General features: G+C 70.3%; 22 protein-coding genes. 6 read left to right on the plus strand and 16 right to left on the minus strand.

The window, feature by feature from the left end; translation table 11 throughout:
* Nucleotides 1-194: 194 nt before the first annotated feature.
* The 16 genes from ACRX5W_RS13910 to ACRX5W_RS13985 all read right to left on the minus strand — a co-directional run bounded on the left by ACRX5W_RS13910 (nt 195) and on the right by ACRX5W_RS13985 (nt 16,801).
* A complete protein-coding gene (locus tag ACRX5W_RS13910; protein WP_436788407.1) occupies nt 195-521 on the minus strand; it encodes a DUF2469 domain-containing protein in 327 nt (108 codons plus the stop codon).
* Nucleotides 522-597: 76 nt separating this feature from the next.
* Entirely contained in the window at nt 598-1,185 is a 588-nt protein-coding gene (locus ACRX5W_RS13915; protein WP_436788408.1) for an NUDIX hydrolase, read from the minus strand.
* Between the two features lie 146 nt (nt 1,186-1,331).
* On the minus strand, nt 1,332-2,549 hold the full coding sequence (gene lepB / locus ACRX5W_RS13920; RefSeq protein ID WP_436788409.1) for a signal peptidase I: 1,218 nt from the start codon (nt 2,547-2,549) through the stop codon (nt 1,332-1,334).
* 63 nt (nt 2,550-2,612) lie between these two features.
* On the minus strand, nt 2,613-3,770 hold the full coding sequence (gene lepB / locus ACRX5W_RS13925) for a signal peptidase I (RefSeq protein WP_436788410.1): 1,158 nt from the start codon (nt 3,768-3,770) through the stop codon (nt 2,613-2,615).
* Nucleotides 3,763-5,913 (minus strand): signal peptidase I, encoded by a 2,151-nt coding sequence (gene lepB / locus ACRX5W_RS13930; protein ID WP_436788411.1) that lies wholly within the window; start codon nt 5,911-5,913, stop codon nt 3,763-3,765. Before lepB (ACRX5W_RS13930) ends, lepB (ACRX5W_RS13925) begins: the two co-directional genes overlap by 8 nt.
* Nucleotides 5,914-5,959: 46 nt before the next feature.
* A complete protein-coding gene (gene rplS, locus ACRX5W_RS13935; protein WP_231779501.1) occupies nt 5,960-6,328 on the minus strand; it encodes a 50S ribosomal protein L19 in 369 nt (122 codons plus the stop codon).
* Nucleotides 6,329-6,498: 170 nt separating this feature from the next.
* The gene (trmD, locus tag ACRX5W_RS13940; protein ID WP_436788412.1) at nt 6,499-7,308 is read right to left on the minus strand and encodes a tRNA (guanosine(37)-N1)-methyltransferase TrmD; all 810 of its coding nucleotides are present in this window, start codon (nt 7,306-7,308) and stop codon (nt 6,499-6,501) included.
* On the minus strand, nt 7,305-7,877 hold the full coding sequence (rimM, locus tag ACRX5W_RS13945) for a ribosome maturation factor RimM (RefSeq protein WP_436788413.1): 573 nt from the start codon (nt 7,875-7,877) through the stop codon (nt 7,305-7,307). Before rimM ends, trmD begins: the two co-directional genes overlap by 4 nt.
* A 103-nt stretch (nt 7,878-7,980) precedes the next feature.
* The gene (locus tag ACRX5W_RS13950; RefSeq protein WP_231778266.1) at nt 7,981-8,220 is read right to left on the minus strand and encodes an RNA-binding protein; all 240 of its coding nucleotides are present in this window, start codon (nt 8,218-8,220) and stop codon (nt 7,981-7,983) included.
* A gap of 3 nt (nt 8,221-8,223) precedes the next feature.
* Nucleotides 8,224-8,679 (minus strand): 30S ribosomal protein S16, encoded by a 456-nt coding sequence (gene rpsP, locus ACRX5W_RS13955; RefSeq protein ID WP_436788414.1) that lies wholly within the window; start codon nt 8,677-8,679, stop codon nt 8,224-8,226.
* A 199-nt stretch (nt 8,680-8,878) separates the two neighbouring features.
* Nucleotides 8,879-10,291 (minus strand): proline--tRNA ligase, encoded by a 1,413-nt coding sequence (gene proS, locus ACRX5W_RS13960; protein WP_436788415.1) that lies wholly within the window; start codon nt 10,289-10,291, stop codon nt 8,879-8,881.
* Between the two features lie 53 nt (nt 10,292-10,344).
* The gene (locus ACRX5W_RS13965) at nt 10,345-10,893 is read right to left on the minus strand and encodes a GNAT family N-acetyltransferase (RefSeq protein WP_436788416.1); all 549 of its coding nucleotides are present in this window, start codon (nt 10,891-10,893) and stop codon (nt 10,345-10,347) included.
* 106 nt (nt 10,894-10,999) lie between these two features.
* Nucleotides 11,000-12,541 carry a signal recognition particle protein gene (gene ffh / locus ACRX5W_RS13970; RefSeq protein WP_436788417.1) on the minus strand — a complete coding sequence of 514 codons (1,542 nt, stop codon included), beginning with the start codon at nt 12,539-12,541 and terminating at the stop codon, nt 11,000-11,002.
* Between the two features lie 127 nt (nt 12,542-12,668).
* Nucleotides 12,669-15,011 (minus strand): [protein-PII] uridylyltransferase, encoded by a 2,343-nt coding sequence (locus ACRX5W_RS13975; RefSeq protein ID WP_436788418.1) that lies wholly within the window; start codon nt 15,009-15,011, stop codon nt 12,669-12,671.
* Between the two features lie 147 nt (nt 15,012-15,158).
* Nucleotides 15,159-15,497, minus strand: coding sequence for a P-II family nitrogen regulator (locus tag ACRX5W_RS13980; RefSeq protein ID WP_436788419.1), 339 nt, complete (start codon nt 15,495-15,497; stop codon nt 15,159-15,161).
* Nucleotides 15,494-16,801, minus strand: coding sequence for an ammonium transporter (locus ACRX5W_RS13985; RefSeq protein ID WP_436788420.1), 1,308 nt, complete (start codon nt 16,799-16,801; stop codon nt 15,494-15,496). The genes ACRX5W_RS13980 and ACRX5W_RS13985 overlap by 4 nt, the downstream gene beginning before the upstream one ends.
* Nucleotides 16,802-17,356: 555 nt before the next feature.
* Here ACRX5W_RS13985 and ACRX5W_RS13990 point away from each other — a divergent pair.
* The 6 genes from ACRX5W_RS13990 (at nt 17,357) to ACRX5W_RS14015 (ending at nt 25,254) form a co-directional block, all read left to right on the plus strand.
* The gene (locus ACRX5W_RS13990; protein ID WP_436788421.1) at nt 17,357-18,325 is read left to right on the plus strand and encodes an ABC transporter permease; all 969 of its coding nucleotides are present in this window, start codon (nt 17,357-17,359) and stop codon (nt 18,323-18,325) included.
* Entirely contained in the window at nt 18,322-19,236 is a 915-nt protein-coding gene (locus tag ACRX5W_RS13995) for an ABC transporter permease (RefSeq protein WP_436788422.1), read from the plus strand. The genes ACRX5W_RS13990 and ACRX5W_RS13995 overlap by 4 nt, the downstream gene beginning before the upstream one ends.
* 28 nt (nt 19,237-19,264) lie before the next feature.
* Entirely contained in the window at nt 19,265-20,359 is a 1,095-nt protein-coding gene (locus ACRX5W_RS14000) for an ABC transporter ATP-binding protein (RefSeq protein WP_436788423.1), read from the plus strand.
* A complete protein-coding gene (locus ACRX5W_RS14005) occupies nt 20,356-21,423 on the plus strand; it encodes an ABC transporter ATP-binding protein (RefSeq protein WP_436788424.1) in 1,068 nt (355 codons plus the stop codon). Before ACRX5W_RS14000 ends, ACRX5W_RS14005 begins: the two co-directional genes overlap by 4 nt.
* A 407-nt stretch (nt 21,424-21,830) precedes the next feature.
* Nucleotides 21,831-23,456, plus strand: coding sequence for an ABC transporter substrate-binding protein (locus ACRX5W_RS14010; RefSeq protein WP_436788425.1), 1,626 nt, complete (start codon nt 21,831-21,833; stop codon nt 23,454-23,456).
* A gap of 184 nt (nt 23,457-23,640) precedes the next feature.
* Nucleotides 23,641-25,254 carry an ABC transporter substrate-binding protein gene (locus ACRX5W_RS14015; RefSeq protein WP_436788426.1) on the plus strand — a complete coding sequence of 538 codons (1,614 nt, stop codon included), beginning with the start codon at nt 23,641-23,643 and terminating at the stop codon, nt 25,252-25,254.
* Nucleotides 25,255-25,369: the final 115 nt, after the last annotated feature.

Genomic DNA, 25,369 nt, shown 5'->3' on the forward strand with positions numbered 1-25,369 from the left:
TCGGCGGCGTGGCCGGGCCCGGCCGCGCCTCGTGGTTGGGGTCGAGCCGGTTCGACCGGCGGTGGGGGTGGCGCCGGGGGCCGCGTGTGGGCTGGGGCTGGGGTGGCTGGAGTGGTGTGCACGAAGGCCCGGGGAGGGGAAGGCCGTTTGGTGGCTCTTCCCCTCCCCGGGCCTTGTCCGCGACGCGGTAGCGGTTACGAACCGAATCCCTCGTTGCCTGACGGCATCTCCAGATCGCTCTTCGTCAGCTCTTCGACGTTGACGTCCTTGAACGTCAGCACCCTGACATTTTTGACAAAACGGGCCGGGCGATACATGTCCCAGACCCACGCGTCAGCCATGGCGAGCTCGAAGAACACCTCGCCGTCAGCCGAGCGCACATGCAGCTCGTACTGGTTGGTGAGATAGAAGCGCCGCTCCGTCTCGATGACGTACTTGAAGAGGCCGACGACATCGCGATACTCGCGGTAGAGCTGAAGCTCCATCTCGGTCTCGTACTTTTCGAGATCCTCCGCACTCATGCGCGCCCCTCGCTCCTGCGCTTCACTGTCGTTCCCATTGTGTACCGGGGTCCGGTCCGCACTCCCGCGGTACCGCTCAGTTCCACCACTCGAAAGGCTCGTCCACCTTCTCGCCGGCCAGAAATCCGGGCAGCAACTGCGGCAGCCGTCCCGGATAGAAGTGCAGCGGACTGGCGACGATCTCGTCCAGGGTCCACCACCGGGCACCGACGTACTCGTAGACCTCCTCCTCGGTCCAGCCCGACTGGTCGACCTCCGGGGCCTCCGCCTCCACGCGCGCCGACACCACGAATTCGTGCTGGACGCGCCGGAACTCCCCGCGCGTCCACGTCGAGCTGCGGCGCCACCGCGGGGCACCGATCGCCGACCGGTCCAAGGTCAGCCCGGTCTCCTCGGCGATCTCGCGTACAGCGGCGTCGACGTACGTCTCCCCCGGGTCGAGACCGCCGCCGGGCAGGTCCCACCAGTCGGACGGGTTGCTCGCCGGCACATGGTTGCGGAACAGGAGAATGCGGTCGCCGGCGTCCTGCAGAACGACGCGCACGGCTCGGCGTACGAGGTCGACGCGCAGGTCGGGAGGGTAGTCGGGCACCGGGTGCGGCAGAGGCTCCGGCCACGGGTCGGCATGACCCGCCGGCGGTGGGGCTGCGGCGTTCGAAGTCATCTGCCGATTGTGCCCCCGGCGGATGAACGCAGGGTCGGGATCCGCACGGATGTACGGATCCCGACCCCGGTTTCATCCCGTCATCGCGACGCGGTCACGGTGATGCCTCGTCGCGGAGAGTCATCGCGGGCTGTCGTCGCAAGCCGTCACGGCGAGCCCGTCTTCGCGACCGGGAACTCGGGTTCGAGCCATCGCCGCCGCCACAACATCAGCGGCACCGCTCCCGCGAGCCCCAGCGCCATGGGTGCCGAGGAAGACGCGATCCCCTTCTGGTCGAACGTGCCGGGCACGCCGAGCCAGTGAATGCGCCCCAACGGCCAGATGACCGTGAACGCACGGCCGATGACCTGGTCCTTGTCGACCGTCCCCTGATGCGGATCGCCCATCGCCAGGTGCGACCGCGAGTCGCGCGAGTTGCCGCGGTTGTCGCCCATCACCCACAGGCGCCCCTCGGGCACCGCGACCTTGAAAGGCGTCTCCGACGGCAGCTCGCCCGGTTTGAGGTACGTCTCGTTCAAGGGCACGCCGTTGACCATGACCCGGCCCTGTGCGTCACAGCACTCGACCGTGTCACCGCCGACCCCGATCACCCGTTTGATCAGGTCTTTCTCATTCGTCGACGGCATCAGGCCGACCCATGAGAGGGCCTTTTGCAGCCCGCGCACGAATCCGTTGTCGGACTGCTCGGGCTCGCCTTCGAGCCAGCCGCCCGGGTCCTTGAAGACAACCACCTCGCCGCGCTCAGGCTCCGATCCGAACCACGGCGTCAGCTTGTCGACCAAGACTCGGTCGCCGACCTTGATCGTGTTCTCCATCGACTCCGACGGGATGGAGAACGCCTGGACCAGGAACGTCTTGATGATCAGCGCGAGCACCAGCGCGATGCCCAGAAGCAGCGGCAGCTCCTTCCAGAAGGAGCCCTTCTTCTGCGGCGTCTGCGGCTTCTTCGCCCGCCTGGCCCAAATGCCGGCCTTTCCCGCGTCGTGCGAGCCGGGGCCCTCGCCCGCGGAGGGTTTGTCCTTGTCGGCCGATCCCGGCTCGTCGCCCTCAGGCGGCTCCGCGCGGCCCGGGGGCCCTTCGGGCCCGGCGGGTGGGGGCGTCGGCACCTCGTGCGGCGGCGCGGCGTCCCCGGGGACATTCGGGCCGATCGGCGGTACCGCGGTCGATCCGGACCCTGCGTCCGGCCCGCCGCCGGGATGCGGAACGGCAGGGCCCTCACGTCCGGGAGCGGGTTCGGCCGGCCCCTGGGGTGCGCCGCCGTCCGCCCGTTCGGGCTCCGGCCGCCCGTGCGGCTGCTCGGGCCGCCGACGGCCCGACTCGTCGTCTCCACCTGCGGACCGTGCTCCGACCACGACTTCCCCCACGGCGCCTCCTCGTACCTGTGCCGGCGGCGCGTCCGGGTCCGGGGCGCTACCGTCCGTCCATCGTCATGCTTCGTCACGCCGGCATGCATCCGTGCCGGTTCGGCGCGCCTGGGGATCCCCCTCCCGCGGGCGCGAGCGTACACGCCGGCGGAGAAGGATCACCGGAACGGCACCCGCCACCCCCATAACGACCGGAGCGCTCGGGAGAACCGCGGTCGCGTTGCCGGGATTGGTAAATTTCCCGGCTCCCTCGAACGTCCCAGGCACCGGCAGACCCCGCCATCTGCTCACCGGCCAGGCCACCGTGAACGCGCGTCCGATCACGTCGCTCTCGGCGATCGTGCCCTGGTGGGGGCGGTCCTGATGGGCCCGCGAGTCCGCGGAATCACTCCGGTGGTCGCCCATCACCCACAGGCGCCCTTCGGGGACCTTGACCGAGAACGGGACGTTCGACGGCGCATCACCCGGATGGATGTACGGCTCGTTCAACGGCACACCGTTCACCGTCACCCGTCCGGACGCATCACAGCACGCAACGGTGTCGCCACCCACGCCGATGACGCGCTTGATCAGGTCCTGCTCGTCATCGGACGGCAGGAGGCCCACGAAGACCATGGCCTGTTTGAGCTGCTTGACCACCGGGGGAGGATCCGACTTGTGTTCCTGGCTCAGCCAGCCGCCCGGGTCCCGGAAGACCACGACCTCGCCGCGCTCCGGCTTGGCACCGAACCACGGCGTGAACTTGTCGACCAGTACGCGGTCGCCCACGCCGATCGTCTGTTCCATGGAGCCCGACGGAATGTAGAACGCCTGCACGAAGAACGTCTTGATGACCAGCGCGAGTATGACGGCGACGACGACCAGCAGCGGCAGTTCGCGCCACAGCGACACCGGCTCGTCCTTGCGCCGCAGGCCGCGGCGCCGTTTCTTCGGTTTGCGACCGCGGGCCGCGGCCCGCCCTCCCGTCGCGGGAGGTGTGGTGCCGGGGGCGCGGGTGCCGGTTCCGGGCAGGGTGCCGGCGGCCCCGGCCACCTGGCCGAATTCGCCGGCCGCCGCCCCCTGGCCGACCACCCGGCCGTCGCCGGGGCGCCGGCCGACACCTGCGGGGTCGGGGCCGGGGGGCGCGGCGCCGCGGACGTCATCCGACGCCCCCGACCCGTGCACCGACCGCGCGTGGCCTCCCGAGAGCCGGGAGTCACGGGGCTTGCCCCGCTTACCCACGGGGTTCGACCGCCGGATGCGTCTGACGGCCGATGCCCGGTTGGGAGAACGTCGCCGGCCGGTCGACACCCCCCATTCGGCCCAGCGGCCAGATGATCCAGTCGACGCGTCCGATGACGCGGTCCTCGGGGACGAAGCCGCCGCCCGGTTCGCCCATGTGTTCGCGTGAGTCCGCCGAGTTGCTGCGGTGGTCGCCCATCACCCACAGCTCGCCCTCGGGGACCAGGACGTCGAACGTGATGAGGGAGGGGACGTCTCCGGGGTGCAGGTAGCCGGACTCGTCGAGCGGGACGCCGTTGACGGTGATGCGCCCCTGCGCGTCGCAGCAGACGACACGGTCACCGCCGACACCGATCACGCGTTTGACGAAATCGGTCTTGTCGGAGTCGCCGAAACCGAACACCGACACCAGCCCTTCGAACACCTTCCCGACCGGGTTCGAGTCCTTGCTGTCCGACTCCCCCCGGAAGAACACGCCGGTCCCGTCGAACACGACGAGATCCCCGCGCTGGGGCCGGTCGCCGAAGGTGTACGCCTGCTTGTTGACCAACACGCGGTCGCCGATCTCCAGCGTGTTCTCCATCGAACCGCTCGGAATGACGAACGGCTGCGCGACGTACGAGTGCAGCACCACCACAACGAAGAGCCCGAGGGCGACCAGGAGCGGAAGCTCCAGCCACGCGGGCAACCGTCTGCGTCGGCCGGACTCCTCATCCTCGTCGTCTTCGTCAGCGTCAGCTTCGGTGTCGGTTTCGGTGTCCGTGTCGGTGTCGGCCTCGACCGTTTTATCGGCTTTGGTGTCGAGAGTCGAAGCCGGGGACGCCTTCAGCTCGGCCGTGGCAGCCTTCGACTCGGCGTCGGTCGCGACGGCCGCCCTCAGCCGCGCGGTCGCCTCGGGCGGCGACGCGGGTTTGGTGTCGGGCTCGGCTTCGGAGTCTGTTTCGCCCTTGCTTTCGGCCTTGCCTTGGGCCTTGCTTTCGGGCTTGCTTTCGGGCTTTGTCTCGGCCTTGGGTTCGGCCTTGTTCTCCGACTTGTCGGGTTCGGCTGCCGATGCGGGCTCGGCGTCGGGTTCGGTTTCCGCCTCGCCATCGGAGCCAGGGGCGGAGTCGGACTCGGAACCAGGGGCTGGGTCGGTCGCCACCTTGCCGACGGACTTTGCGGGAGGCTCAGCGTCCGAGTCCGTGCCTCGTACGGCGTCGGCTTCGCCGTCGGGACCGGCGTCGAGTTCAGTGGCGCGCTCGGCGTCCGCAGCCACTTCGGCCCCCGCATCGGCCGGGGTTTCGGCCTTGGGACCGGTCGTTGCGGCAGCCTCGGCATCGGCCGGTTCGCCGTCCGTCTTCGACTCGGAGGCGGCCTCGGCGTCGGATCCCGCATCCGACACCGCATCGGACGTACGCGCAGACTCCGCGTCGGCGACCGCGCTGTCGGCTTCGTCGTCGGGTTCGTCTTCGGCGGCCTCCGCCGGATCCGAAGGCGGCCCGGCTGCGTCCGCGTGGTCCTCGGCGGCCGTCGCAGACTCGGTTTCCGCGCCAGTGTCGGCGTCGGCGGTGTCCGGTCCGTCGGCAGACGCGCTCGTCTCCTCCGAACCGCCTTGATCCGCCGCCGCTTTCGGCGCCGAAGATCCAGGCGACCCGGACGAATCCTGTTGGGCGGACTCCGGCGAAGCCTCGTCCGCCGCATCCTCCGTCGCGGATTCCGTCGCGTCGTCCGCTGCCGTCTCCGGCTCGGCCGAGTCGCCGTCGTCCGGCTCGCCCGTGCGCGGCTCGGGGATCACGGCCTTCGAACCGCTGTTCCCCGCAACGGTCTTCGGTTCGGCGGCCGGCTCCGGATCCGCTGCGGAACCGTCGTCTTCGCGCGACGGACCTTGGCGCGCCCGGTCGTTCGTACGCTCCGCCGAGGGCGTTCGCGGGCCGTCGGCTCCGGATACCGGCGCCTCGTCGTCCCCTCCCGCGTCCGTCTCCGGTTCCGCGGGATGCGTCGGCCGCGGCTCCGTGCCCCCCGGAATCGAGGGGCCGGTGGAACCCTCCACCGTGGAGCCGCGGCCGTTGTCTGTGGGCGCGGGGCTCGGGGTCTCCCCCGGCTCGATCGCGCGCGCTGCTTCGTCCATCGCGATGGAGCCTAACGGGCCACCCGCCCGGTGCACGCGACGCGGGTTCGCCGGATCGGCGCCGGGATGCGCCTCAGCCGCCTCAGACCGTCGTGCGGCCCGACGCGTCGCGCTTCTCCTTGATCTTGGCAGCCTTGCCGCGCAGGTCGCGCATGTAGTACAGCTTCGCGCGGCGGACGTCGCCGCGCGTCACGACCTCGATCTTCTCGATGACGGGGGTGTGCACGGGGAAGGTGCGCTCGACCCCGACGTTGTAGCTGACCTTGCGGACCGTGAAGGTCTCGCGGACGCCGGAACCCTGGCGACGCAGCACGAAGCCCTGGAAGACCTGGACGCGGGACTTGTTGCCCTCGACCACGCGGACATGCACCTTCAGGGTGTCACCGGCACGGAAGTCCGGGATGTCGTCGCGCAGGGAGGCGGCGTCGAGGCCGTCGAGGATGTTGGCCATGATGGGCGTCGCTTTCTCGCGGGTGCCACAGGTCACCCACGGCATGTCGTGGTGGCTACGAAGAGGGGCCGTCGGCCTTCGCGGCGGTGCTCCCCCTGAGGCAGCAGCACCTCCGTCACCCCCCGCGAGGGAGGCGCGGCGCCGAAGAAAGGTCGGACGACAACAGCCATTCAGTGTGCCACAGGCGGGCCGTCCGACGAAAACCGGCCGTCGCGCTCGGTCCAACCGAGTGCCGCGAGGGTGGCCCGGTCGTGCTTGTCGACGTCCTCCGGGGTGAGGCGTTCGAGCAGGTCGGGGCGGTTCTGCGCGGTCCGGCGCAGGGCCTGGTCGCGCCGCCAGCGGGCGATCGCACCGTGGTTCCCGGACAGCAGGACGGAGGGCACCTCGCGGTCGCGCCACACCGCGGGCTTGGTGTAGACGGGGCCTTCCAGCAGATTGGCCATCGCGCCGGGCGCGAACGAATCGTCGCGTGCGGACTCGGCGTTGCCGAGCACCCCGGGCAGCAGCCGCGCGACGGCCTCGACGATGACCAGGACCGCCACCTCGCCGCCGGCGAGGACGTAGTCGCCGATCGAGACCTCGTCGACGCGCATCCGCGTGCCGGCCTCGTCGATGACGCGCCGGTCGATGCCCTCGTACCGCGCGGGGGCGAAGACCAGCCAGGGTTCGGCCGCGAGTTCGACGGCGAGCTGCTGCGTGAAGGGGCGCCCCGACGGTGTCGGGACGATGAGCCGCGGCGGCGGACCAGCGTCCGGCGGCGCGACCGCGTCGAGCGCCGCCGCCCAGGGCTCGGGTTTCATGACCATGCCCGGGCCGCCGCCGTACGGCGTGTCGTCGACCGTGCGGTGCACGTCGTGCGCCTGGTCGCGCAACTGGTGCAGGCGGACGTCCAAAAGCCCCTTGGCGCGCGCCTTTCCGACCAGGGAGACGTCGAGCGGGGCCAGGTACTCGGGGAAGATCGTGACGACGTCTATTCTCACGGCGCGGTGTCCCCCCGGTCGTCCGCGTCCTTGTCGCGCGCCGACGCGACTTCGGCACCTTCGGCGTCGATCAGGCCCGGCGGCGGGGTCACGACGAGCCGCTGTTCGTCCAGGTCGATCTCGGGGACGATCTCCGCGACGAACGGCACCATCACCTCGCCGCCGTCCGGCCGGCGCACGATGAGGAGGTCCTGCGCGGGCAGGTGCGCGACCTCGGCGACCTCGCCGAGCAGCGTCCCGTCGGCGAGCACGGCATCCAGTCCGACGAGCTGATGATCGTAGAACTCCTCGGGGTCGTCGGGGAATTCGTTCGGATCGACCTCGGCGATCAGCAGCACGTTGCGCAGCGCCTCGGCCGCGTTGCGGTCGCCGACGCCCTCGAACGTGAGCAGCAGGCGCCCGCTGTGCACTTTGCCCGCGCTGATCGTCAGGGGCCCGGCCGACGGCGGGTCGGTCATCAGGACCGCGCCGGGGGCGAGACGCAACTCCGGTTCGTCGGTGCGTACTTCGACGCTGACCTGACCCCGGATGCCGTGCGCCCGACCGATCCGGGCGACCACCAACTGCACTGTTCTCTCCTCACGGCACCTGCGGCGAACGGAAAAGGTGGCCCTCCACATCGAACGAACAGATGTGGAGGACCACCCACGTGCTTGACGCGCTCCGGGTTTTTCAGCGCACCTGGTCGACGTCGACGAGGTCGACGCGGACACCGCGCCCGCCCAGAGCCGTCACGACAGTGCGCAGTGCCTTCGCGGTACGGCCACCCCGACCGATGACCTTGCCCAGGTCGTCGGGGTGGACGCGTACTTCCAGGATGCGACCGCGACGCAGATTGCGGGCGCGCACCTTGACGTCGTCCGGATTCTCGACGATGCCCTTGACCAAGTGCTCAAGGGCCTCTTCGAGCATGGGTCAGCCCTCGCTCGGCGCCGACTCGGCGGCGTCGGCGGCAGGAGCGTCGGCCGCGGGAGCGTCGGCCTTCTTCTCCTTCTTCTGCTTGGGCGTGGTGGCGCCGTCCTTGGGCTCGTCGCCGGCTTCCTTCGCGGCGGCCTCGAACAGCGACTTCTTGTCGGCCTTGGGCTCGGCGACCTTCAGCGGCTCCGGAGCGGGCAGGCCCTTGTGCTTCTGCCAGTCGCCGGTGAGCTTGAGGATGTGCGCGACCGGCTCGGTCGGCTGGGCGCCGACGGAGAGCCAGTACTGCGCCCGCTCGGAGTCGACCTCGATGCGCGAGGGGTTCTCCATCGGGTGGTAGATACCGATCTCCTCGATCGCGCGGCCGTCACGCTTGGTGCGGGCGTCGGCGACGATGATGCGGTAGTGCGGGCTGCGGATCTTGCCCAGGCGCTTCAGCTTGATCTTGACTGCCACGGGTGTGGTGTCTCCTGCATCTTGACGTGGGTGAGCGACCGCGTCGTCACGTGGGGACATGCAACCGGCCGGTCAGTGGACACGAAGTCATGCGGAGAGAGGGTCCGACGATGCTCCGGGTACTCAGCGGGCCATTCTGCCAGACATGCCGGGTGCGGCCCAAACCGGTGACGGCGGGCGGGCACGCGACGGGCCGTGGTCAGTAGGCGCGGGCCACGATCGCGATGTTGCCCGGCTGGTCGTCTGCCTCGGGCACACCGCCGTCGGCGGTCACCAGGCAGCGCACCGAGACGCCCTGCTCGGCGAGCTTGGCCTCGCCCTCCGGTCCGAGGTCGGCCCACGGAATGCGGCCCCAGCCGGTCGCGGCGGCCTCCACGGCCTCGTCGATCGACGCCACGTCGACCGTACGCGCCACGCGCCGCTCCGCCGACTGCGTGAGCAGCAGCGCCTGGTCTTCCTCAAGCACCGAGGCGACCGTCTCCACGACCGAGTCGAGCGGCACCGGGCTCTTGCCGCCGGCGATGCGGCGGGCCAGCATCGCGGTGCCGCCTTCGAGGTCGCGCGGGCCGATCTCCAGCCGGACCGGCACGCCCTTGAGCTCCCAGTCGACCGCGCGGCGGCCGAACGGCGTGTCGGTCTTGTCGTCCACGACGACCCGGACACCGGCCGCCTTGAGCCGGTCGCCCAGTTCGCGAACCGCCGCGACCACGGGCTCGTCGCCCTTGATGGCCATGACGACGGCCTGCGTCGGGGCGAGACGCGGCGGAACGCGCAGCCCGTTGTCGTCGCCGTGGCTGAGGATCAGGCCGCCGACCATGCGGGTGCTGGTGCCCCACGAGGTCTGCCAGACGTACTCGCGCTCGCCGTTGTCGGCGAGGAACTGCGTGTCGAACGCCTTCGCGAAGTTCTGCCCGAGCTCGTGCGAGGTGCCCATCTGCAGCGCCTTGCCGTCGCCCATCATGGCTTCGAGCGTGAGGGTGTTGATCGCGCCGGCGAAGCGTTCGCGGGCGGTCTTGCGGCCCAGCACCACGTCGATGGCGAGGACGTTGCGCATGAAGTCGCCGTACACCTCGCGGTGGATGCGCGCGGCGTAGTCGCGGGCGTCCTCGTACGAGACGTGCGCGGTGTGGCCCTCCTGCCACAGGAATTCGGTGGTGCGCAGGAACACGCGCGGGCGCAGCTCCCAGCGGACGACGTTCGCCCACTGGTTGATCAGCAGCGGCAGGTCGCGGTACGACTGCACCCACTTGGAGAAGTACTCGTTGATGATCGTCTCGGAGGTCGGCCGCACGACGACCGGCTCCTCCAGCTTCTTGCCGCCGCCGTGGGTGACGACCGCGAGCTCGGGGCTGAAGCCCTCGACGTGCTCGGCCTCGCGCGTGAGGTAGTTCTCCGGGATGAACATCGGGAAGTACGCGTTCTGCGCCCCGGCGTCCTTGATCCGGCCGTCGACCTCGGACTGCATCCGCTCCCACAGCGCATAGCCGTACGGTCGGATGACCATGGTGCCGCGCACCGGCCCGTTGTCCGCCAGCTCGGCCTTGCCGATGAGGTCCTGGTACCAGCGCGGGAAGTCGTCCGCCTGGGGGGTGAGGATGGGAGCCTTTGCCATGGGCCCACATGGTACGGGTTGGGCGCCGTCGCCCATGCCGCGTCCGCCCCGCCTCAGCCGAGACCGGGCCATTCCTCGGCGGTCATCGCGTAGCGCTCGTGGTCGCGCCACGCTCCGTTGATGTGGATCATCCGCGGCGAGAACCCCTCGCGACGGAACCCGAGTCGCTTCGCGAGGGCGATGGAACGCACGTTGCCGGGCTGCACGTTGATCTCCAGCCGGTGCAGCTCCAGCCCGCCGCGCCCGGCGGCCGCGAAGCAGCGGTCGACGACGAGCGCGAGCCCTTCGGTCATGCGTCCGGTCCCGGCGTACGGCAGGTAGGCGTCGTAGCCGAGCGTCGCGTTGCGGAAGCCTCCGCGCACGATGTTCGCCACATTGATCTTGCCGGCCAGGCCGCCGTCTTCGAGGTCGACCACGAAGTACGTGCGCATCGCCGGCCCCTGCCCCGCGAGGATGTCCGCGAAGCCGTCCGGCCGGGCCGGGTTCCACGCCGTGATGTGCTCCATCGAGCGCAGCACGGCGTCCCGGTACGCGTCGGCGTCCTCGGGCCGCACCGGCCGGATGCCGACGCGGTATCCGGGACGGGTGTACGCCGCGGTCACGCGGCACCCGCCTCGCGTACGGCGGCGTGCCACGCCACGCGAGGCGGCGCCGCACCGCGTATGCCGCCTCGCGTCCGCGAGCTGTGTGCCATGGTGCGCGCCGAGGCTACTTGAGGTAGTCCTCGAACCCCTTCGGAAGCTCGAACTTCGACGGGTCGGTCTCGCCGCCCGGCAACTGGAACGCCTGGGCCGCCCGCTCCTCGCGCCGCTGGGCCGCGGCAAGCTCCTCCTGCTTGCGCTTCATCGGGTTGCCCGACTGCCGCTTGCCCTTGGCCTGCTTGGGCGCTTTGCCCTTCTTCCGGGAGGCGCCGCCGCCCATCCCGGGCATGCCCGGGATGCCGCCGCCGCGGGCCATCGAGGTCATCATCTTGCGCGCCTCGAAGAAGCGTTCGATGAGGTTGTTGACCTCGGTGACCGTGCAGCCGGAGCCCTTCGCGATACGCGCGCGGCGCGAGCCGTTGATGATCTTCGGATCGTCGCGCTCGCCGGGGGTCATCGACTTGATGATGGCCGCGACCCGGTCGAGGTCGCGGTCGTCGATGCTGTCGATCTGCTCCTTCATCTGCCCCATGCCGGGCAGCATGCCGAGAAGCTTGGAGATCGACCCCATCTTCTTGACCTGCTCCATCTGCTGGAGGAAGTCCTCCAGAGTGAAGTCCTTGCCGCCCTTCTGGATCTTCTCGGCGGCCTTGAGGGCGATCTCGGCGTCGTACTTCTGCTCCGCCATCTCGATGAGGCTGAGCATGTCGCCCATGCCGAGGATGCGGGACGCCATCCGGTCGGGGTGGAACGCGTCGAAGTCGTCGAGCTTCTCGCCGTTCGACGCGAACATGATCTGACGGCCGGTCACCTGGGCGACGGACAGCGCGGCGCCACCGCGCGCGTCGCCGTCCAACTTCGACAGCACGACACCGTCGAAGCCGACACCGTCGAGGAACGCCTGCGCGGTGGTCACCGCGTCCTGGCCGATCATGGCGTCGAGAACGAACAGGATCTCGTCCGGCTGGACCGCGTCCCGGATGTCCGCGGCCTGCTGCATCAGTTCGGCGTCGATACCCAGGCGGCCCGCGGTGTCGACGATGACCACGTCGTACTGCTTCGTCCGAGCGAATTCGATCGAGTCACGGGCGACCTTGACCGGGTCGCCGATGCCGTTGCCCGGCTCGGGTGCGTAGACCGCGACGCCCGCACGCTCGGCGACCACACTCAGCTGGTTGACCGCGTTGGGGCGCTGGAGGTCGCACGCGACGAGCAGCGGCGAGTGCTTCTGGGTCTTGAGCCACTTGCCGAGCTTGCCGGCGAGGGTGGTCTTGCCCGCGCCCTGGAGGCCCGCCAGCATGATCACGGTCGGCGCCGTCTTGGCGAACCGCACGCGCCGCGTCTCGCCGCCGAGGACGCGGATCAGCTCCTCGTTGACGATCTTGACGATCTGCTGCGCCGGGTTGAGTGCCTGCGACACCTCGGCGCCGCGGGCGCGCTCCTTGATGTGCGCGACGAACTCGCGGACCACGGGCAGCGCGACGTCGGCTTCGAGCAGCGCGACCCGGATCTCGCGAGCGGTGGCGTCGATGTCCGCCTCGGAGAGGCGACCTTTGCCCCGGAGGTTCTTGAAGGTCGCTGCGAGGCGGTCGGAGAGAGTGTCGAACACGTCGGCAGAGGTCCTTCGTCGCGGGAGATCGGGGTTGCAGTCCGCTCAAGCCTACCCAAGGAGCGCACACGGCCGTTCCAGGGTGACCCGGGACGGCCGGAAGCGGAAGGGATCGGTCGGGGCGGTCTCAGGACAGCGTCTTCTCCAGGGCCTTCGCCACCTGGCGGGCGCGGTCGCGGGGCAGGGGCCCGCCGTCGGGGCCCACAACGTAGAACGCGTCCACGGCGTCCGCGCCGTGCGTGCTGACGCGCGCCTGGCGGACGCTGACCTGTGCCTCGGCCAGGGCGCGGCCGATGCGGTGCAGCAGTCCCGGGCTGTCATGGGCGCGTACCTCGATGACGGTCGCGGCCTCGGACGCGCCGGGGACCACCGCCACGCGCGGTGGCGCGGGCACCACGCCGCGCCGGGGCGCGTACGCCGCCTCGCGCTTGGCGAGTTTGGCGGCGACGTCCAGGCCCCCGTCGAGTGCCCGCCGCACGTCCTCACGGACGGCGGCCGGGTCGGGCAACGTGCCGTATTCGGTCTCGACGGTCCACACCGTGATCCCGGTCCCGTCCACGACGTCCGCGACCGCCGAGCGCACGGTGAGGCGGTGCAGTGCCAGCACGCCGGCCGAAATCGCCAAGAGGCCGACGCGGTCGGGTGCCGCGACGGTGACCTCGGCGCCGTACGAGAGCGGCTGCAAGGTGACCGCGAAGCCTCCCTCCACCTGACCCGCCAGGCGCAGCCGCGCGGTGTCGATCGGCTGGGCGAGCGCGGTGGGACGGCCGACCAGCACCGCGCGGGCGCGCGAGACCAGGTCGCGGCACAGCGCGTCGCGCCAGTCGCTCCACGCGGCCGGGCCGGTGGCGGCGGCGTCCGCCTCGGTGAGGGCGTGCAGGAGCTCCAGGGTCTCCACGCTGCCGACCGTCTCGGCGAACGACGCGACGGTCCGCGCGTCGTCGAGGTCGCGGCGGGTGGCGGTGTCGACGAGCAGCAGGTGGTGGCGGACCAGCGTGGCGATGACGTCGATGTCGTCCTTGGAGAAGCCCATGCGCGCGGCGGCCTCGCGGGCGATGACCTCGCCGCTCACGCTGTGGTCGCCGGGCCAGCCCTTGCCGACGTCGTGCAGCAGCGACGCGACCAGCAGCAGGTCGGGCCGGGCCACCCGGCGCGTGTGCGCGGCGGCCTGCACCGCGGTCTCCACGAGGTGCCGGTCGACGGTGTAGCGGTGCACGGCGTTGCGCTGCGGGCGGCAGCGGACGCGCTCCCAGTCGGGCAGCAGCCGGGTGACCAGGCGCCGTGACTCCAGCGCCTCCCACACCGGCAGGGCGCCGCGGCCCGCGCCGAGGAGGCTCACGAACGACTCGCGGACCTCCGGCGGCCACGGGTCGGGCAGCGGCGGGCACTCGACCGCGAGCCGTTCGACGGCGTGCCGGGACAGCGGCAGTCCCGCGTGGGCGGCGGCGGCCGCGGCGCGGAGCACGAGGCCGGGGTCGCGCGCGGGTTGCGCGCCGTGCGCGAGGACGGCCTCGCCGCCGTGTTCGACGACGCCCGCGGCGAGCGGACGGCGCTCGGGTCCGGACGCGCGCCCGCGCAGCACCCGGCGCATGGGCCGCGCGCGGGCCGCGAGGACGCGGTTGACCTCGCGCCAGGTGACGTCGAACGCGTACGTCAGGGCGCGGGCCGATTCCGAGACGCGGCGCAGCAGGGTGTCGGCGTCCAGCAGGCCGAGCGTGCGCGCGACGGTGTCCTGCTCCTGGAGCAGCAGCCGGTCGCCGGAACGCCCGGTGGTGAGGTGGAGCGCGTCGCGAACGTCGAGGAGGGTGTCGCGGGCGGCGTCGACCTCCTCGTGCGGCGCGTCGGCGACCCACGACGCCGCGACGGCGCGCAGTGCGGCGGCGTCGCGCAGGCCGCCGCGGGCCTCCTTGAGGTCGGGTTCGAGGAGGAAGGCGAGCTCGCCGAATTTCGCGGCGCGTTCCCCGCACGATTCCAGCAGGGCCGGCAGGCGCTTGGCGGCGTTCGTGCGCCACGCGGTCAGGGCGTCGGTGCGGACCTGCCGGGCGAGGTCGGCGTCGCCGGCGATGAGCCGCGTGTCGAGGAGGCCGAGGTGGACGCGCAGGTCGTCGTCGGCGGCGCGGCGCACCTCGTCGGGGGTGCGGACCGAGTGGTCGAGCGGCACGCCGGCGTCCCAGACCGGGTACCAGACGGCGTCGGCGAGGCCGGCGACGTTGTCGCGTCCTGAATGCAGCAGGACGACGTCGAGGTCGCTGCCGGGTGACAGCTCACGGCGGCCGTAGCCGCCGACCGCGACGAGGGCGACGCCGGTGTCCGCCGTGCCGACGCCTGCGGTGCCGAGGAGGTCGGTGAGCCAGCGGTCGGCCAGCTCCGCGAGCGCGCGGCGGCGCTCCCGGCCGCCCGGCGCGGTGTCGCCGAGCAGTTGCTCGCGGCTTCGGATGAATCGGGCGGTCGACGGGCTGGGGTCCACCACGGGAGGGCCCTCCTGGTGCGTGGGTGACGGTCCGCCGGGCTGCTGTGTGCCGACGGCCGCCGGGGCGGTGACGACGCAAGCCCGCCCGCCGGTGGGCGGTGCGGGCTCGCGTCCTGCGCTTACAGCGTGTGTGACAGATGCCGCTCGTCAGAGCGCTTCGGGGCCTCGTTCCCCGGTGCGGACCCGGACGACGCTCTCCACCGGGACAACCCAGGCCTTGCCGTCGCCGATCTTGCCGGTGCGGGCGGCCTTGACGATGACTTCGAGAAGCTCGTCGGCGTCCTCGTCGTCGGCGACGACCTCGATGCGGACCTTGGGCACCAGGTCGACCTGGTACTCGGCGCCGCGGTAGACCTCGGTATGGCCGCGCTGCCGGCCGTAGCCGCTGGCCTCGGTCACCGTCAGGCCGTGTACGCCGTAGGCCTGGAGGGCGTTCTTCACATCGTCGAGCCGGTGCGGCTTGACGACCGCGGTGATGAGCTTCACGCGTCCACCTTCGTCTCGTTCGTCGGGGCAGTGGTCGAGGCTCCCGCGTTCGCACCCGGGCGTCCGACGGAGCCGCCCAGGCTCACGAAGTCGTAAGCGGTCTCGGCGTGTTCGACCTGGTCGATGCCGCCGACCTCGTCGTCTTCGGAGACCCGGAAGCCGATGGTCTTCTGGAGGAGGAAGGCGATGACGAACGTGGCGACGAAGGAGTAGGCGAGCACCGCGCCGACACCGGTGAGCTGCTTGACGAGCTGGTCCGTGCCGCCGCCGTAGAACAGGCCCTCGGCGTCGCTCTGGATGTGGCCGGTGGCCAGCAGACCCGGGGCGATCGAGCCGATGATGCCGCCGACGAGGTGGACACCGACGACGTCGAGCGAGTCGTCGTACCCGAACTTGTACTTCAGGCCGACCGCCCAGGCGCAGACCGCGCCGGCGACGAGGCCGAGGGCGATCGAGCCGAGCGGGCTGATGGCACCACACGCGGGGGTGATCGCAACCAGGCCGGCGACCGCGCCGGACGCGGCGCCCAGCGTGGTGAAGTGGCCGTCGCGGATCTTCTCCAGCGCCATCCAGCCGAGGATGGCGGCGGCGGTGCAGACCTGCGTGTTGATCGCGGCACGGGCGGTGACGCCGTCGGCGCCGAGCCAGGAGCCGGCGTTGAAGCCGAACCAGCCGAACCACAGCAGGGCGCAGCCGAGCATCACGAACGGCAGGTTGTGCGGGCGCATCGGGTCGCGCTGGAACCCGACGCGTTTGCCGACCACGAGGACCAGGGCCAGCGCCGCGATACCGGCATTGATGTGGACTGCGGTACCACCGGCGAAGTCGATGACGCCTTCCTTGAACAGCCAGCCGTCGGCGGCCCAGACCCAGTGCGCGACCGGGAAGTAGACGATCGTGACCCACAGGGCGACGAAAATCGTCCACGAGACGAACTTGACCCGGTCCGCGACCGCGCCGCTGATCAGCGCGGGGGTGATGATCGCGAACATCAACTGGAAGATGGCGAACGCCACAATCGGCACGCTGTAGCCGTCCCACAGCTCGTTCACGCCGATGTCGCGGAAGCCGTACCAGTCGAGGTTGCCGACCAGACCGCCGAAAGCGTCCGTGCTGAACGCCATCGAGAACCCGTAAAGCACCCACAGCACAGTCACGACGGCCAGGCAGATGAACGACATCATCAGCATGTTGAGGACGCTCTTCACGCGGACCATTCCGCCGTAGAAGAACGCCAGCCCGGGCGTCATGAGCATGACCAGTGCGGCGCTCAGGAGTACGAAAGCGGTGTTACCCGTGTCCATACTCTGCCTCTCTTCTCCGTGTCCCCGGCCGACCTCCGGGGCTCATGGCAAGGAGCTTCGAGGTGTGAGGTTTCACGGCGTGTCGTCGCGTGTTTCGCACTTGTGACGGTTCTCGCACAAGTGTTTCCGGCAGGTGAACGAATGCGCACGCCCGAAGGCACGGTCGGCATCGCGGTGGTGAGGCCGTTCGGGGGACGCGGTCGGGGGCGTGATCCGGCCAGGGTGTGGCAGGCGCGGGACGGGCGGGAGATCGGTGCGGAACGCGCGAGACAGGCGCGCGACAGCATGGAGCCGGCCCGGGGCGGATGCCGGGTGACTGCGCCGGCGAGGCATTTGCAAACTTCGTCCGGACAATCGGCAAACGCTCGCCGACGACCTGCGGCGGATGACCCCGACGCATTGACATTCGATCGCCGACGCTGCCGTAATTGACCCCGCGCGCAACTGACGCATCGTCATGACGCCTCGTTCCCAAGGGAATTGGTGTCACCGCTCGGCGGTTCACGGGTACCGCCACCGTCAGCCGGCCGGCCCGCGAAAGGAGACCGCACCGTCGTGTGGCGCCTGCTCGGCCGCAAGCTGCTCCACCTCATACCGGTGTTGTTCCTGGTCACACTCGCCACCACGGCGATGCCGGACATGCTGGAAATCGGTGATTCGTCGGCGACCCCGGTGGCGCCCATGCTCACTTCCGACAGCACCCCCGAGGACGTCGCGGCACTCGAACGCGAATACGGCTATGACAAACCCCTGTTCGAACGCTACGGCCGCTGGCTCGGCGACGCCTTCACCGGCGACCTCGGCACCTCGATGGCGAACGGCCGCCCCGTCATCGACGGCATCAAGGACCGCTATCCGGTCACCCTCGAACTCGCACTGGTCGCGTTGTTCCTCGCCCTCGCGGTCGCGGTACCGCTGGGGGTATGGGCCGCTGCTCACGCAGGACGCCTCCCCGACAAGGTCCTCGGCGGCGTCGCGTCGGGCCTGCTGGCCGTCCCGCCGTTCATCAGCGCCATGCTGCTGGTCTATCTGCTGGCCGCGCCCGGCACATTGAGGCAGGTCTTTCCCAACCACGGCTGGACGACATTCTCCGAGAATCCGTCGGAGAACATCGAATACCTGATGCTGCCCGCGATCGTCCTCGCCCTCGCGGAAATCCCGCAATTCCAGCGATTGCTGCGCAGCGACATGCTCGACACGCTCCGGGAGGACTACATCCTGACCGCACGTGCGAAAGGCCTGTCGTCGCCTTATGTGCTCTTCCGCCACGCGTTGCGGCCGTCGTCGTTCTCGCTGGTCACCATTTCCGGTCTGACGTTGGGCCGATTGATCGGCGGCACCGTCATCGTCGAGTTCTACTTCGGTATTCCGGGACTGGGCCAGAGCATCGTCACGGCCATCGATCAGAACGACATCCCCACGGTGCAGGGCACCGTCGTGGTCATCGCCGTCGGCTACGTGCTGCTGAGCGCGTTGGTCGACATCGGATACACGCTGCTCGACCCGAGGGTGAGGGCGCGATGAGCCTCGTCGGCACCGAAGGCCGTCTCGGGCACACCGAGGCCGGCGCCGGGAGACCGCCCGAGGCGGCTGCTGGAAACAGGCGCGGGAAGAAGCCGGCGGGACCGCTGTGGTGGTTCGCGTGCACATGGCTCGGAATCATCGCCCTGATGGTCGTCTTCGCCGACCTGCTGCCGGCCGACTACGACCGCCCGGTCGGGGACGGCGAGTCGCACCTGCCGCCTTTCCAGGCGTGGCCGGAGATCCTGGGCACCGACTTCGTGGGCCGCAGCACACTGACCCGCATCGCGGCCGGGGCCCGCACCTCGGTGATCGTCTCCGTCGTCCCCGTCGTGTGCGGCATCGCGGTCGGCGGCCTGCTCGGGCTCTGCGCGGCGTATTTCCGCGGGGCCGTCGAGACGGTGACCGACATCGTCGCGGACGCGCTGCTCGCGTTCCCGCCGCTGCTGCTCCTGCTCATGCTCGCGACGGTGTCGCGGCACCCGGGCGTGTGGACCATCGCGGCCGGTCTCGCGGTGCTGAGTGTGCCCGGCTTCTACCGCCTGACCAAGGCGAACGCGATCGCCCAGTCGAAACGCGAGTACGTGGTCGTGGCCCGGGCGATGGGCGCCCGGCCCGGCCGGATCATGTTCAAGGAACTGCTGCCGAACACCGTCGGGACGCTGCTGTCGTACGCGGTCGTCGTCATGGCGCTGATGATCGTCGCGGAGGGCTCGCTGTCGTTCCTGGGGGTCGGCATCCCGGACCCCGAGCCGAGCTGGGGCGGCATGGTCTTCAAGGAGAAGGACCACCTGGAGGACCACCCCGGACAGGTGTTCGTGCCCTGCGGCGTGCTCTTCCTGACGGTGTTCTCCCTCAACGTGATCGGCGACCGGCTGCGCGCGAGGTTCGACGTACGCGAATCCCACCTCTAGTCCGACGTCATCGACCAAGGGCCCATTCATGGAACGGAACAAGGACGCGCCGGACGTCCCGCTGCTGGACGTCCGCGACCTCAACGTGCACCTGCACACCCCGCGCGGCGTGCTCAAGGCGGTCGACGGTGTGTCGTTCCGCATCGGCGCCGGGCGGACCCTCGGCCTGGTCGGCGAATCCGGGTCCGGCAAGTCGATGCTCGTCCGTGCGCTGATGGGCATCAGCCCGCCGATCGCCGAGATCGCCGGCAGCGTCCGGCTCGGCGGCACCGAACTCGTCGGCCTGCCCCGCGGGCAAGCGCGCGCGATCTGGGGCAACCGCATCGCGATGGTCTTCCAGGACCCGATGACCTCGCTCAACCCGGTCGTCCGCATCGAACGGCAACTGACCGAGTCAATGCGCGAGCACACCGCCATCTCCCGCGCGGACGCCAAAACTCGGGCGGTGGACCTGCTGGAGCGCGTCGGCATCCCCGAGCCGCGCAAGCGGGCCCGGCAATACCCGCACCAACTCTCCGGCGGCATGCGCCAGCGCGTCACCATCGCCATGGCGCTGGCGTGCGACCCCGACCTGCTGATCGCCGACGAGGCGACCACCGCCCTCGACGTCACAGTGCAGCGGCAGATCCTCGACCTGCTCGGCGAGATCCAGGCCGACCGCGGCATGGGCATGATCCTGGTCAGCCACGACCTCGGCGTGGTCGCCGGACGCACCGACGAGATCGCGGTCATGTACGCGGGACGCATCGTCGAACACGCCCCCACCGACGACCTGTTCGCACACCGCCGGCACCGCTACACCGAAGCCCTGCTCGCCGCCGTACCGCGCCTGGACGTCCCCAGGTCGCACCGGCCCCGGCCGATCCCCGGCACCCCGCCGGATCTGGTGACGCTCGGGGGCGGCTGCGCGTTCGCCCCCCGCTGCACGGCCGCGGACACCCGCTGCACCGCTGAACACCCGGCCACGGCATCGGAGGAGGGACACCGGTACGCCTGCCACCACCCGGTCGGGGACGAGACCGCCGACCGGGAACCGGACGCCGCGGGCCCGCCGGACACGGCGGCACCGCACGACAGCGCCGGACCCGCCGCGACGAGCACGGCCGAGGAGGTCCCCGCATGACCGCCGAACCCGCCGCGACCCCGGCGCCTGCCGCGAGCGAGGCAGCAGCGCCCATGCCCGCGCCCGACAACGTCCTGCTCACCGTCACGGACCTCGTCCAGCGGTTCCGGGTGCCCGGCGGCGTGCTCGACGCGGTGGCCGGCGTCGGATTCAGCCTCGAACGCGGGCGCACGCTCGGCCTCGTCGGCGAATCCGGCTGCGGCAAGTCGACCCTCGCCCGGGCGATCCTCCAACTCCCCGGGCCCACCTCCGGCTCGGTCGTCTTCGCCGGGCAGGACCTGACCGCGCTGTCCGGGAAAAGGCTGCGGGCCGTGCGCCGCCGCATCCAAATGGTCTTCCAGGACCCCGTGTCGGCCCTCAACCCGCGCCGCAGGATCAAGGACATCGTCGCCGAGGGCCTGGTCATCGCCGGGGTTCCGCAGGCCGAGATCGGGCCGAGGGTGGCGGCCGTGCTGCGCAAGGTCGGCCTGGACCCGGAGTCGGTGTCGGACCGCCGCCCGCACGAGTTCTCCGGCGGCCAGTGCCAGCGCATCGCGATCGCGAGGGCCATGGTCGTCGACCCCGACCTGCTGATCTGCGACGAGCCGGTCGCCTCGCTCGACGTGTCGGTGCAGGCGCAAGTGCTGGACCTGCTGGACGAGATGAAGGCGTCCACCGGAGTCTCGATGATTTTCGTCGCCCACGACCTCGCCGTGGTGCGCAACATCAGCGACGACGTCGCCGTGATGTATTTGGGGCTGATCTGCGAGATCGGCGACACGGACGCGGTCTACGACACGCCGGCGCACCCGTACACGCGCGCGCTGCTGGACGCCGTGCCCGCACCGAACCCGCAGGCGGGGCACGCCGGTCCGGCACTCGCCGGGGAGATCCCGTCGCCCGTGAACCCGCCGAGCGGCTGCCGGTTCCGCACGCGCTGCCCGCTGGCCTCGCCGCGCTGCGCGAGTGAGGTGCCCGCGCTGCGGGAGGTGGCGCGGGGGCACCGAGTCGCCTGCCACTTCCCGCTGGTCGGCGGTGTCGGCGGCGCCGAGGATGCGGTTTCCGGGGAGGCACCGGTCTCCTGACGCTGCGTCGGCCCGGCGGTTCGACGCGGCCGATTGTGGCGGAACACCGACTTCCGCCCTTGTCAAGGATCTTGACGCCCGACGCGATGGATAACACACGCCGAAGGCAGTAAAAAGAACCCGCCGACGACGGCAGGTCGGCGAACTCGCGCACCGAGCCCGCCCGAAGCCGTCACATGAGGACCACAAAGGCACCGAAAACATCGGTTTCGCCGCAACAACGGGCACTCCCACCGGATTCGCCCGATCGCACCTGTACAGCCGGTACGGCCAGTTCTGCCGCTCCACGCACGATCCGGTCCTGTCCGTCCGCCCTCCCCGTTCCGGCAGGGGGACCACACAGGGCCCGAACGCATGCACCGTTGCCGTCCGTTCGCGTGGGCGGCCCGTCAGGTGAAGGTTGGGCTTTGAATCACAGAACCCTTGGCGACCGCATACCCCGAATCCCGCGACAGGGCGCGCCGCTGTCCCGGCGGCACTTCCTCATGGCCTCCCTCGCCGCCGGCGTCCCGATCGCGGGCTGCGCGGATTCCGACCCGGCCCCCGACCCCGAGGGCACGCCCCGCAGCGGAGGTTCGCTCACCCTGACCCTCCCCGGTGACGCCGCGAGCTTCGACCCGGCGCTGACGTCGTTCGTCAACGTCGCGGACGGCAACCGCATGGCCGCCGTCTACGGCTCGCTGGTGTACACCAACCCGTCGACCGGGTCGGTGCAGCCGCAGATCGCGGAAAGCCTGGTGGCCGACCGCACCGGGCAGCACTGGACGCTGACGCTGCGCGACGGCGTCAAGTTCAGCGACGGCGCACGGTACGACGCCGCGGCGGTGAAGGCGAACTGGGTGCGCCACCAAGACCGTTCGATCGGGTCGTACCAAGCCGCGGCGGTGTTGAACATCACCTCCCTCGACGTGGACCCGGCCAATCCGCTCGTGCTGCGGATCGGCCTCGCCTCGCCGAACGCCAACTTCGACCGCACGGTCGCGCGCAACCTCTCGTACAACGCGTCACCGAACTCCCTGGGGCCGGAGAACGTCGCATCACTCCGCGACAAGCCCGTCGGCGCCGGCCCGTTCCTGCTCAAACAGTGGACACCGGGCCAGCCGCAGACCTACGTCCGCAACCCGGACTACTGGCAGAAGAGCCAGGGCCTGCCGTACCTCGACGAACTCGTGATCCGGTTCGACATCGACGTCCAGCGCGGCGTCGAAAGCCTCGGCAAGACCTCGGATCTGACCATCACCATCGACCCGGAGAACATCGCCCGGGGCCGCAGCCAAGGCCTCGGTGTCGAAGAACTGCGGCTCAACGGCGGCGCGATGGTGCTGTTCAACACCGCGCAGCCGCCGTTCGACGACCCGCGCGCCCGGCGAGCGGTCGCGCTGGCGCTGGACAGCGGGGAGATCAACGAGAAATTCTACGCCGGTGCAGGCACACCCGCGAAGGGCATCTTCAGCGCGACCTCCCCGCTCGCCAACATCCAGCTCACCGCGCCGCAGAACGACCCGGCGCAGGCGGCCAGGTTGTTCGACGAGGTGACCGCCAACGGCGCGAAGCCCCTGGAGTTCACCTACATCGCGCCGTCGGCCCCCACCACCGTCGCGGTCGCGGGATTCATCCGGCAGAAACTCGGTCAGTACCGCGGCGTGTCGATGCAGATAGAAGAGGTCGACATCGCGACGTACATCCGCAAAGTCCGCAAGGGCGCCCCGGGTTGGACCGCCGCGGTCGGCCAGCAGTGGATCGAGGACCCCGAGCCGGGCATCTACGACCTGCTGCACAGCAAGAGCTTCTCGGCGTCCTCCGGCTACCGGAACCCCGTCGTGGACGCGGCGCTCGACCAGGCACGGCAGAGCATCGACGCCGCGAGGCGGCGCAACGCGTACACGCAGGTGCAGGTGGAGCTCAACAAGGACCTGCCGTTCTGGGTGTATCAAGAAGCCATCGCCGCCGCCGTGTTCACCTCGGACGTGACCGGGCTGTCGCTGTTCAACGACGGGTTGGTGCACTGGGACCGGATCGGGCTCCGCAACTGAACAGGTGCCCACCGATCGCCACCGTGCCTTGGGCGCCGCGTAGCATGCGCAGCACCACCACCGCACCACCCGCACCACCGGGTGCCACGTGGAAAGAGCACTGCGGGCCTCGTGCCGTCCTTCCGGCACGGGGCCCGACCGCCCACCCGCACCAAGGCCACGAGAAAGTGGAGGTCAGGGTTCCGTGTTCAAGCACGACCAAGGACGGCGGACACGCAGACGCAGTCTGCGCAAAGTCCGAATAGCCATAGTTGCGGCGGCCATAGCTGTGTCCGCCGCGTGCGCGGACTCCTCCGGCGGCGGCCTTCCGGACCCGAACGGCACCCCGCGCCAAGGCGGCAACATCACCATGTTGCACCCCGGCGACGCTCGCGGGCTCAGCCCTTACACCGGGAACATCACCCCGCAGGGTGACGGCAGCCGTATGTCGGCGATCTACGACGTGTTGGTGTGGGCGGACCCGGCCACCGGAACCGTCCGGCCGCAGATGGCCGAGTCCCTGGTTCCGAACGGCGAGGCGACCATCTGGACGCTGACGCTCCGCGACGGGATCCGCTTCACCGACGGAGCCGAACTCAACGCCGAGGCCGTCAAGCGGGCGTGGGAGAAGCACCTGGACCCCAAGCTCCAGTCGCAGCAGATCGGCACCGTCCAGCCGCTGACCCTCACCGTGGTCGACAAGCTGCGCCTCAGCATCAAACTCCCCGCGCCGAACGCGAACTTCGACCGTACGATCGCGCACTCGCTCAACTACGTCCCGTCGCCGCGCACGCTCGACTCGGACGAGGCACTCGCCGCATCGCGTACGGCCCCGGTGGGGGCGGGACCGTACAAGCTGCGCGAGTGGGTGCCCGGCAGCCACATGGTGCTGGAGCGGAACCCGAACTACTGGCAGCAGGGCAAGCCGTACCTCGACACGGTCACCATCCGCGTCAGTACGAACAGCGAGACCCTGGCCAAGGACATCGACGGCGGCAAGGCGGACATCGGCGTCACCACGGACGTCCTGCGCATGGCCGACGCGAAGGACCTCGGGCTGGCGACCGACCAGGTCCGCCTGAACGGCGGCCAGCAGATCGTCTTCAACACCCGGGACAAGCGACCGCTCGCCAACCCCGACCTGCGCAGGGCGATCGCGCTGTCGCTGAGCACGGACGACATCAACAAGGTTCTCTTCGAGAGCCGGGGCGCCCCGGCGAAGGGCATCTTCGAAGCCTCGTCGCCGCTGGCCAACATCCAGTTGACGCTGCCCCAGAACAACCCCGAGGAAGCCGCCAGGCTGTTCGCGAAGGCGACCAACAACGGCCGCAACCCCGTCACGACGAAGTTCGTCACGGTCACCAGCCCGAAGTCCGTCCGCATGGCGCAGTACTTCAAGGAGCGCATCGAGGCGGTCTCGAAGGGGATGCTGACGGTCGAGGTCGTCGCGCTGGAGATTCCCGAGTACTCGCAGCGCATGCTGAAGGACCTGGACTACGACATGGGCACGAACATCCTGTGGGCGGAGGACCCGGAGCCGGCGCTGTTCCAGTACCTGCACTCCAAGAGCGGCCGAAGCAATGTGACGGGCTATCAGAACCCGGCTGTGGACGCCGCGTTGGAAGCCGCTCGGGTGTCCACCGACCGCACGGTGCGCACCGAGGCCTACACACGTGTGCAGGTGGCGCTCATCCAGGACATGCCCGTCTTCGTGTACCAGGAGGCGCCCGTGGGCTACATCGCGAACACCAAGCTGACGGGCATTCAGTTGTTCAGCGACGGCCATATCCTGTGGGACCGCATCGGCCTGCGGAAGTAGCCGCCACGGCCGACACCACAAGCGCTCGGGAACCCCGAACGGGTCTCGTGTCCTGAAAATCGCCAGAGCATCACCTTTGCCAGGCACGCGGCGCCCCTCCGTCGGACGGAGGGGC

The organism is Yinghuangia sp. YIM S10712 (assembly GCF_051388935.1).
GTDB lineage: Bacteria > Actinomycetota > Actinomycetes > Streptomycetales > Streptomycetaceae > Yinghuangia.

Bases quoted from the DNA above. Each gene is read 5' to 3' on its own strand.
- ACRX5W_RS13910 (WP_436788407.1), bottom strand. From the start codon at position 521: ATGAGTGCGGAGGATCTCGAAAAGTACGAGACCGAGATGGAGCTTCAG.
- ACRX5W_RS13915 (WP_436788408.1), bottom strand. From the start codon at position 1,185: ATGACTTCGAACGCCGCAGCCCCACCGCCGGCGGGTCATGCCGACCCG.
- rplS (WP_231779501.1), bottom strand. From the start codon at position 6,328: ATGGCCAACATCCTCGACGGCCTCGACGCCGCCTCCCTGCGCGACGAC.
- ACRX5W_RS13950 (WP_231778266.1), bottom strand. From the start codon at position 8,220: ATGCTCGAAGAGGCCCTTGAGCACTTGGTCAAGGGCATCGTCGAGAAT.
- proS (WP_436788415.1), bottom strand. From the start codon at position 10,291: ATGGCAAAGGCTCCCATCCTCACCCCCCAGGCGGACGACTTCCCGCGC.
- ACRX5W_RS13985 (WP_436788420.1), bottom strand. From the start codon at position 16,801: ATGGACACGGGTAACACCGCTTTCGTACTCCTGAGCGCCGCACTGGTC.
- ACRX5W_RS13995 (WP_436788422.1), top strand. From the start codon at position 18,322: ATGAGCCTCGTCGGCACCGAAGGCCGTCTCGGGCACACCGAGGCCGGC.
- ACRX5W_RS14000 (WP_436788423.1), top strand. From the start codon at position 19,265: ATGGAACGGAACAAGGACGCGCCGGACGTCCCGCTGCTGGACGTCCGC.
- ACRX5W_RS14005 (WP_436788424.1), top strand. From the start codon at position 20,356: ATGACCGCCGAACCCGCCGCGACCCCGGCGCCTGCCGCGAGCGAGGCA.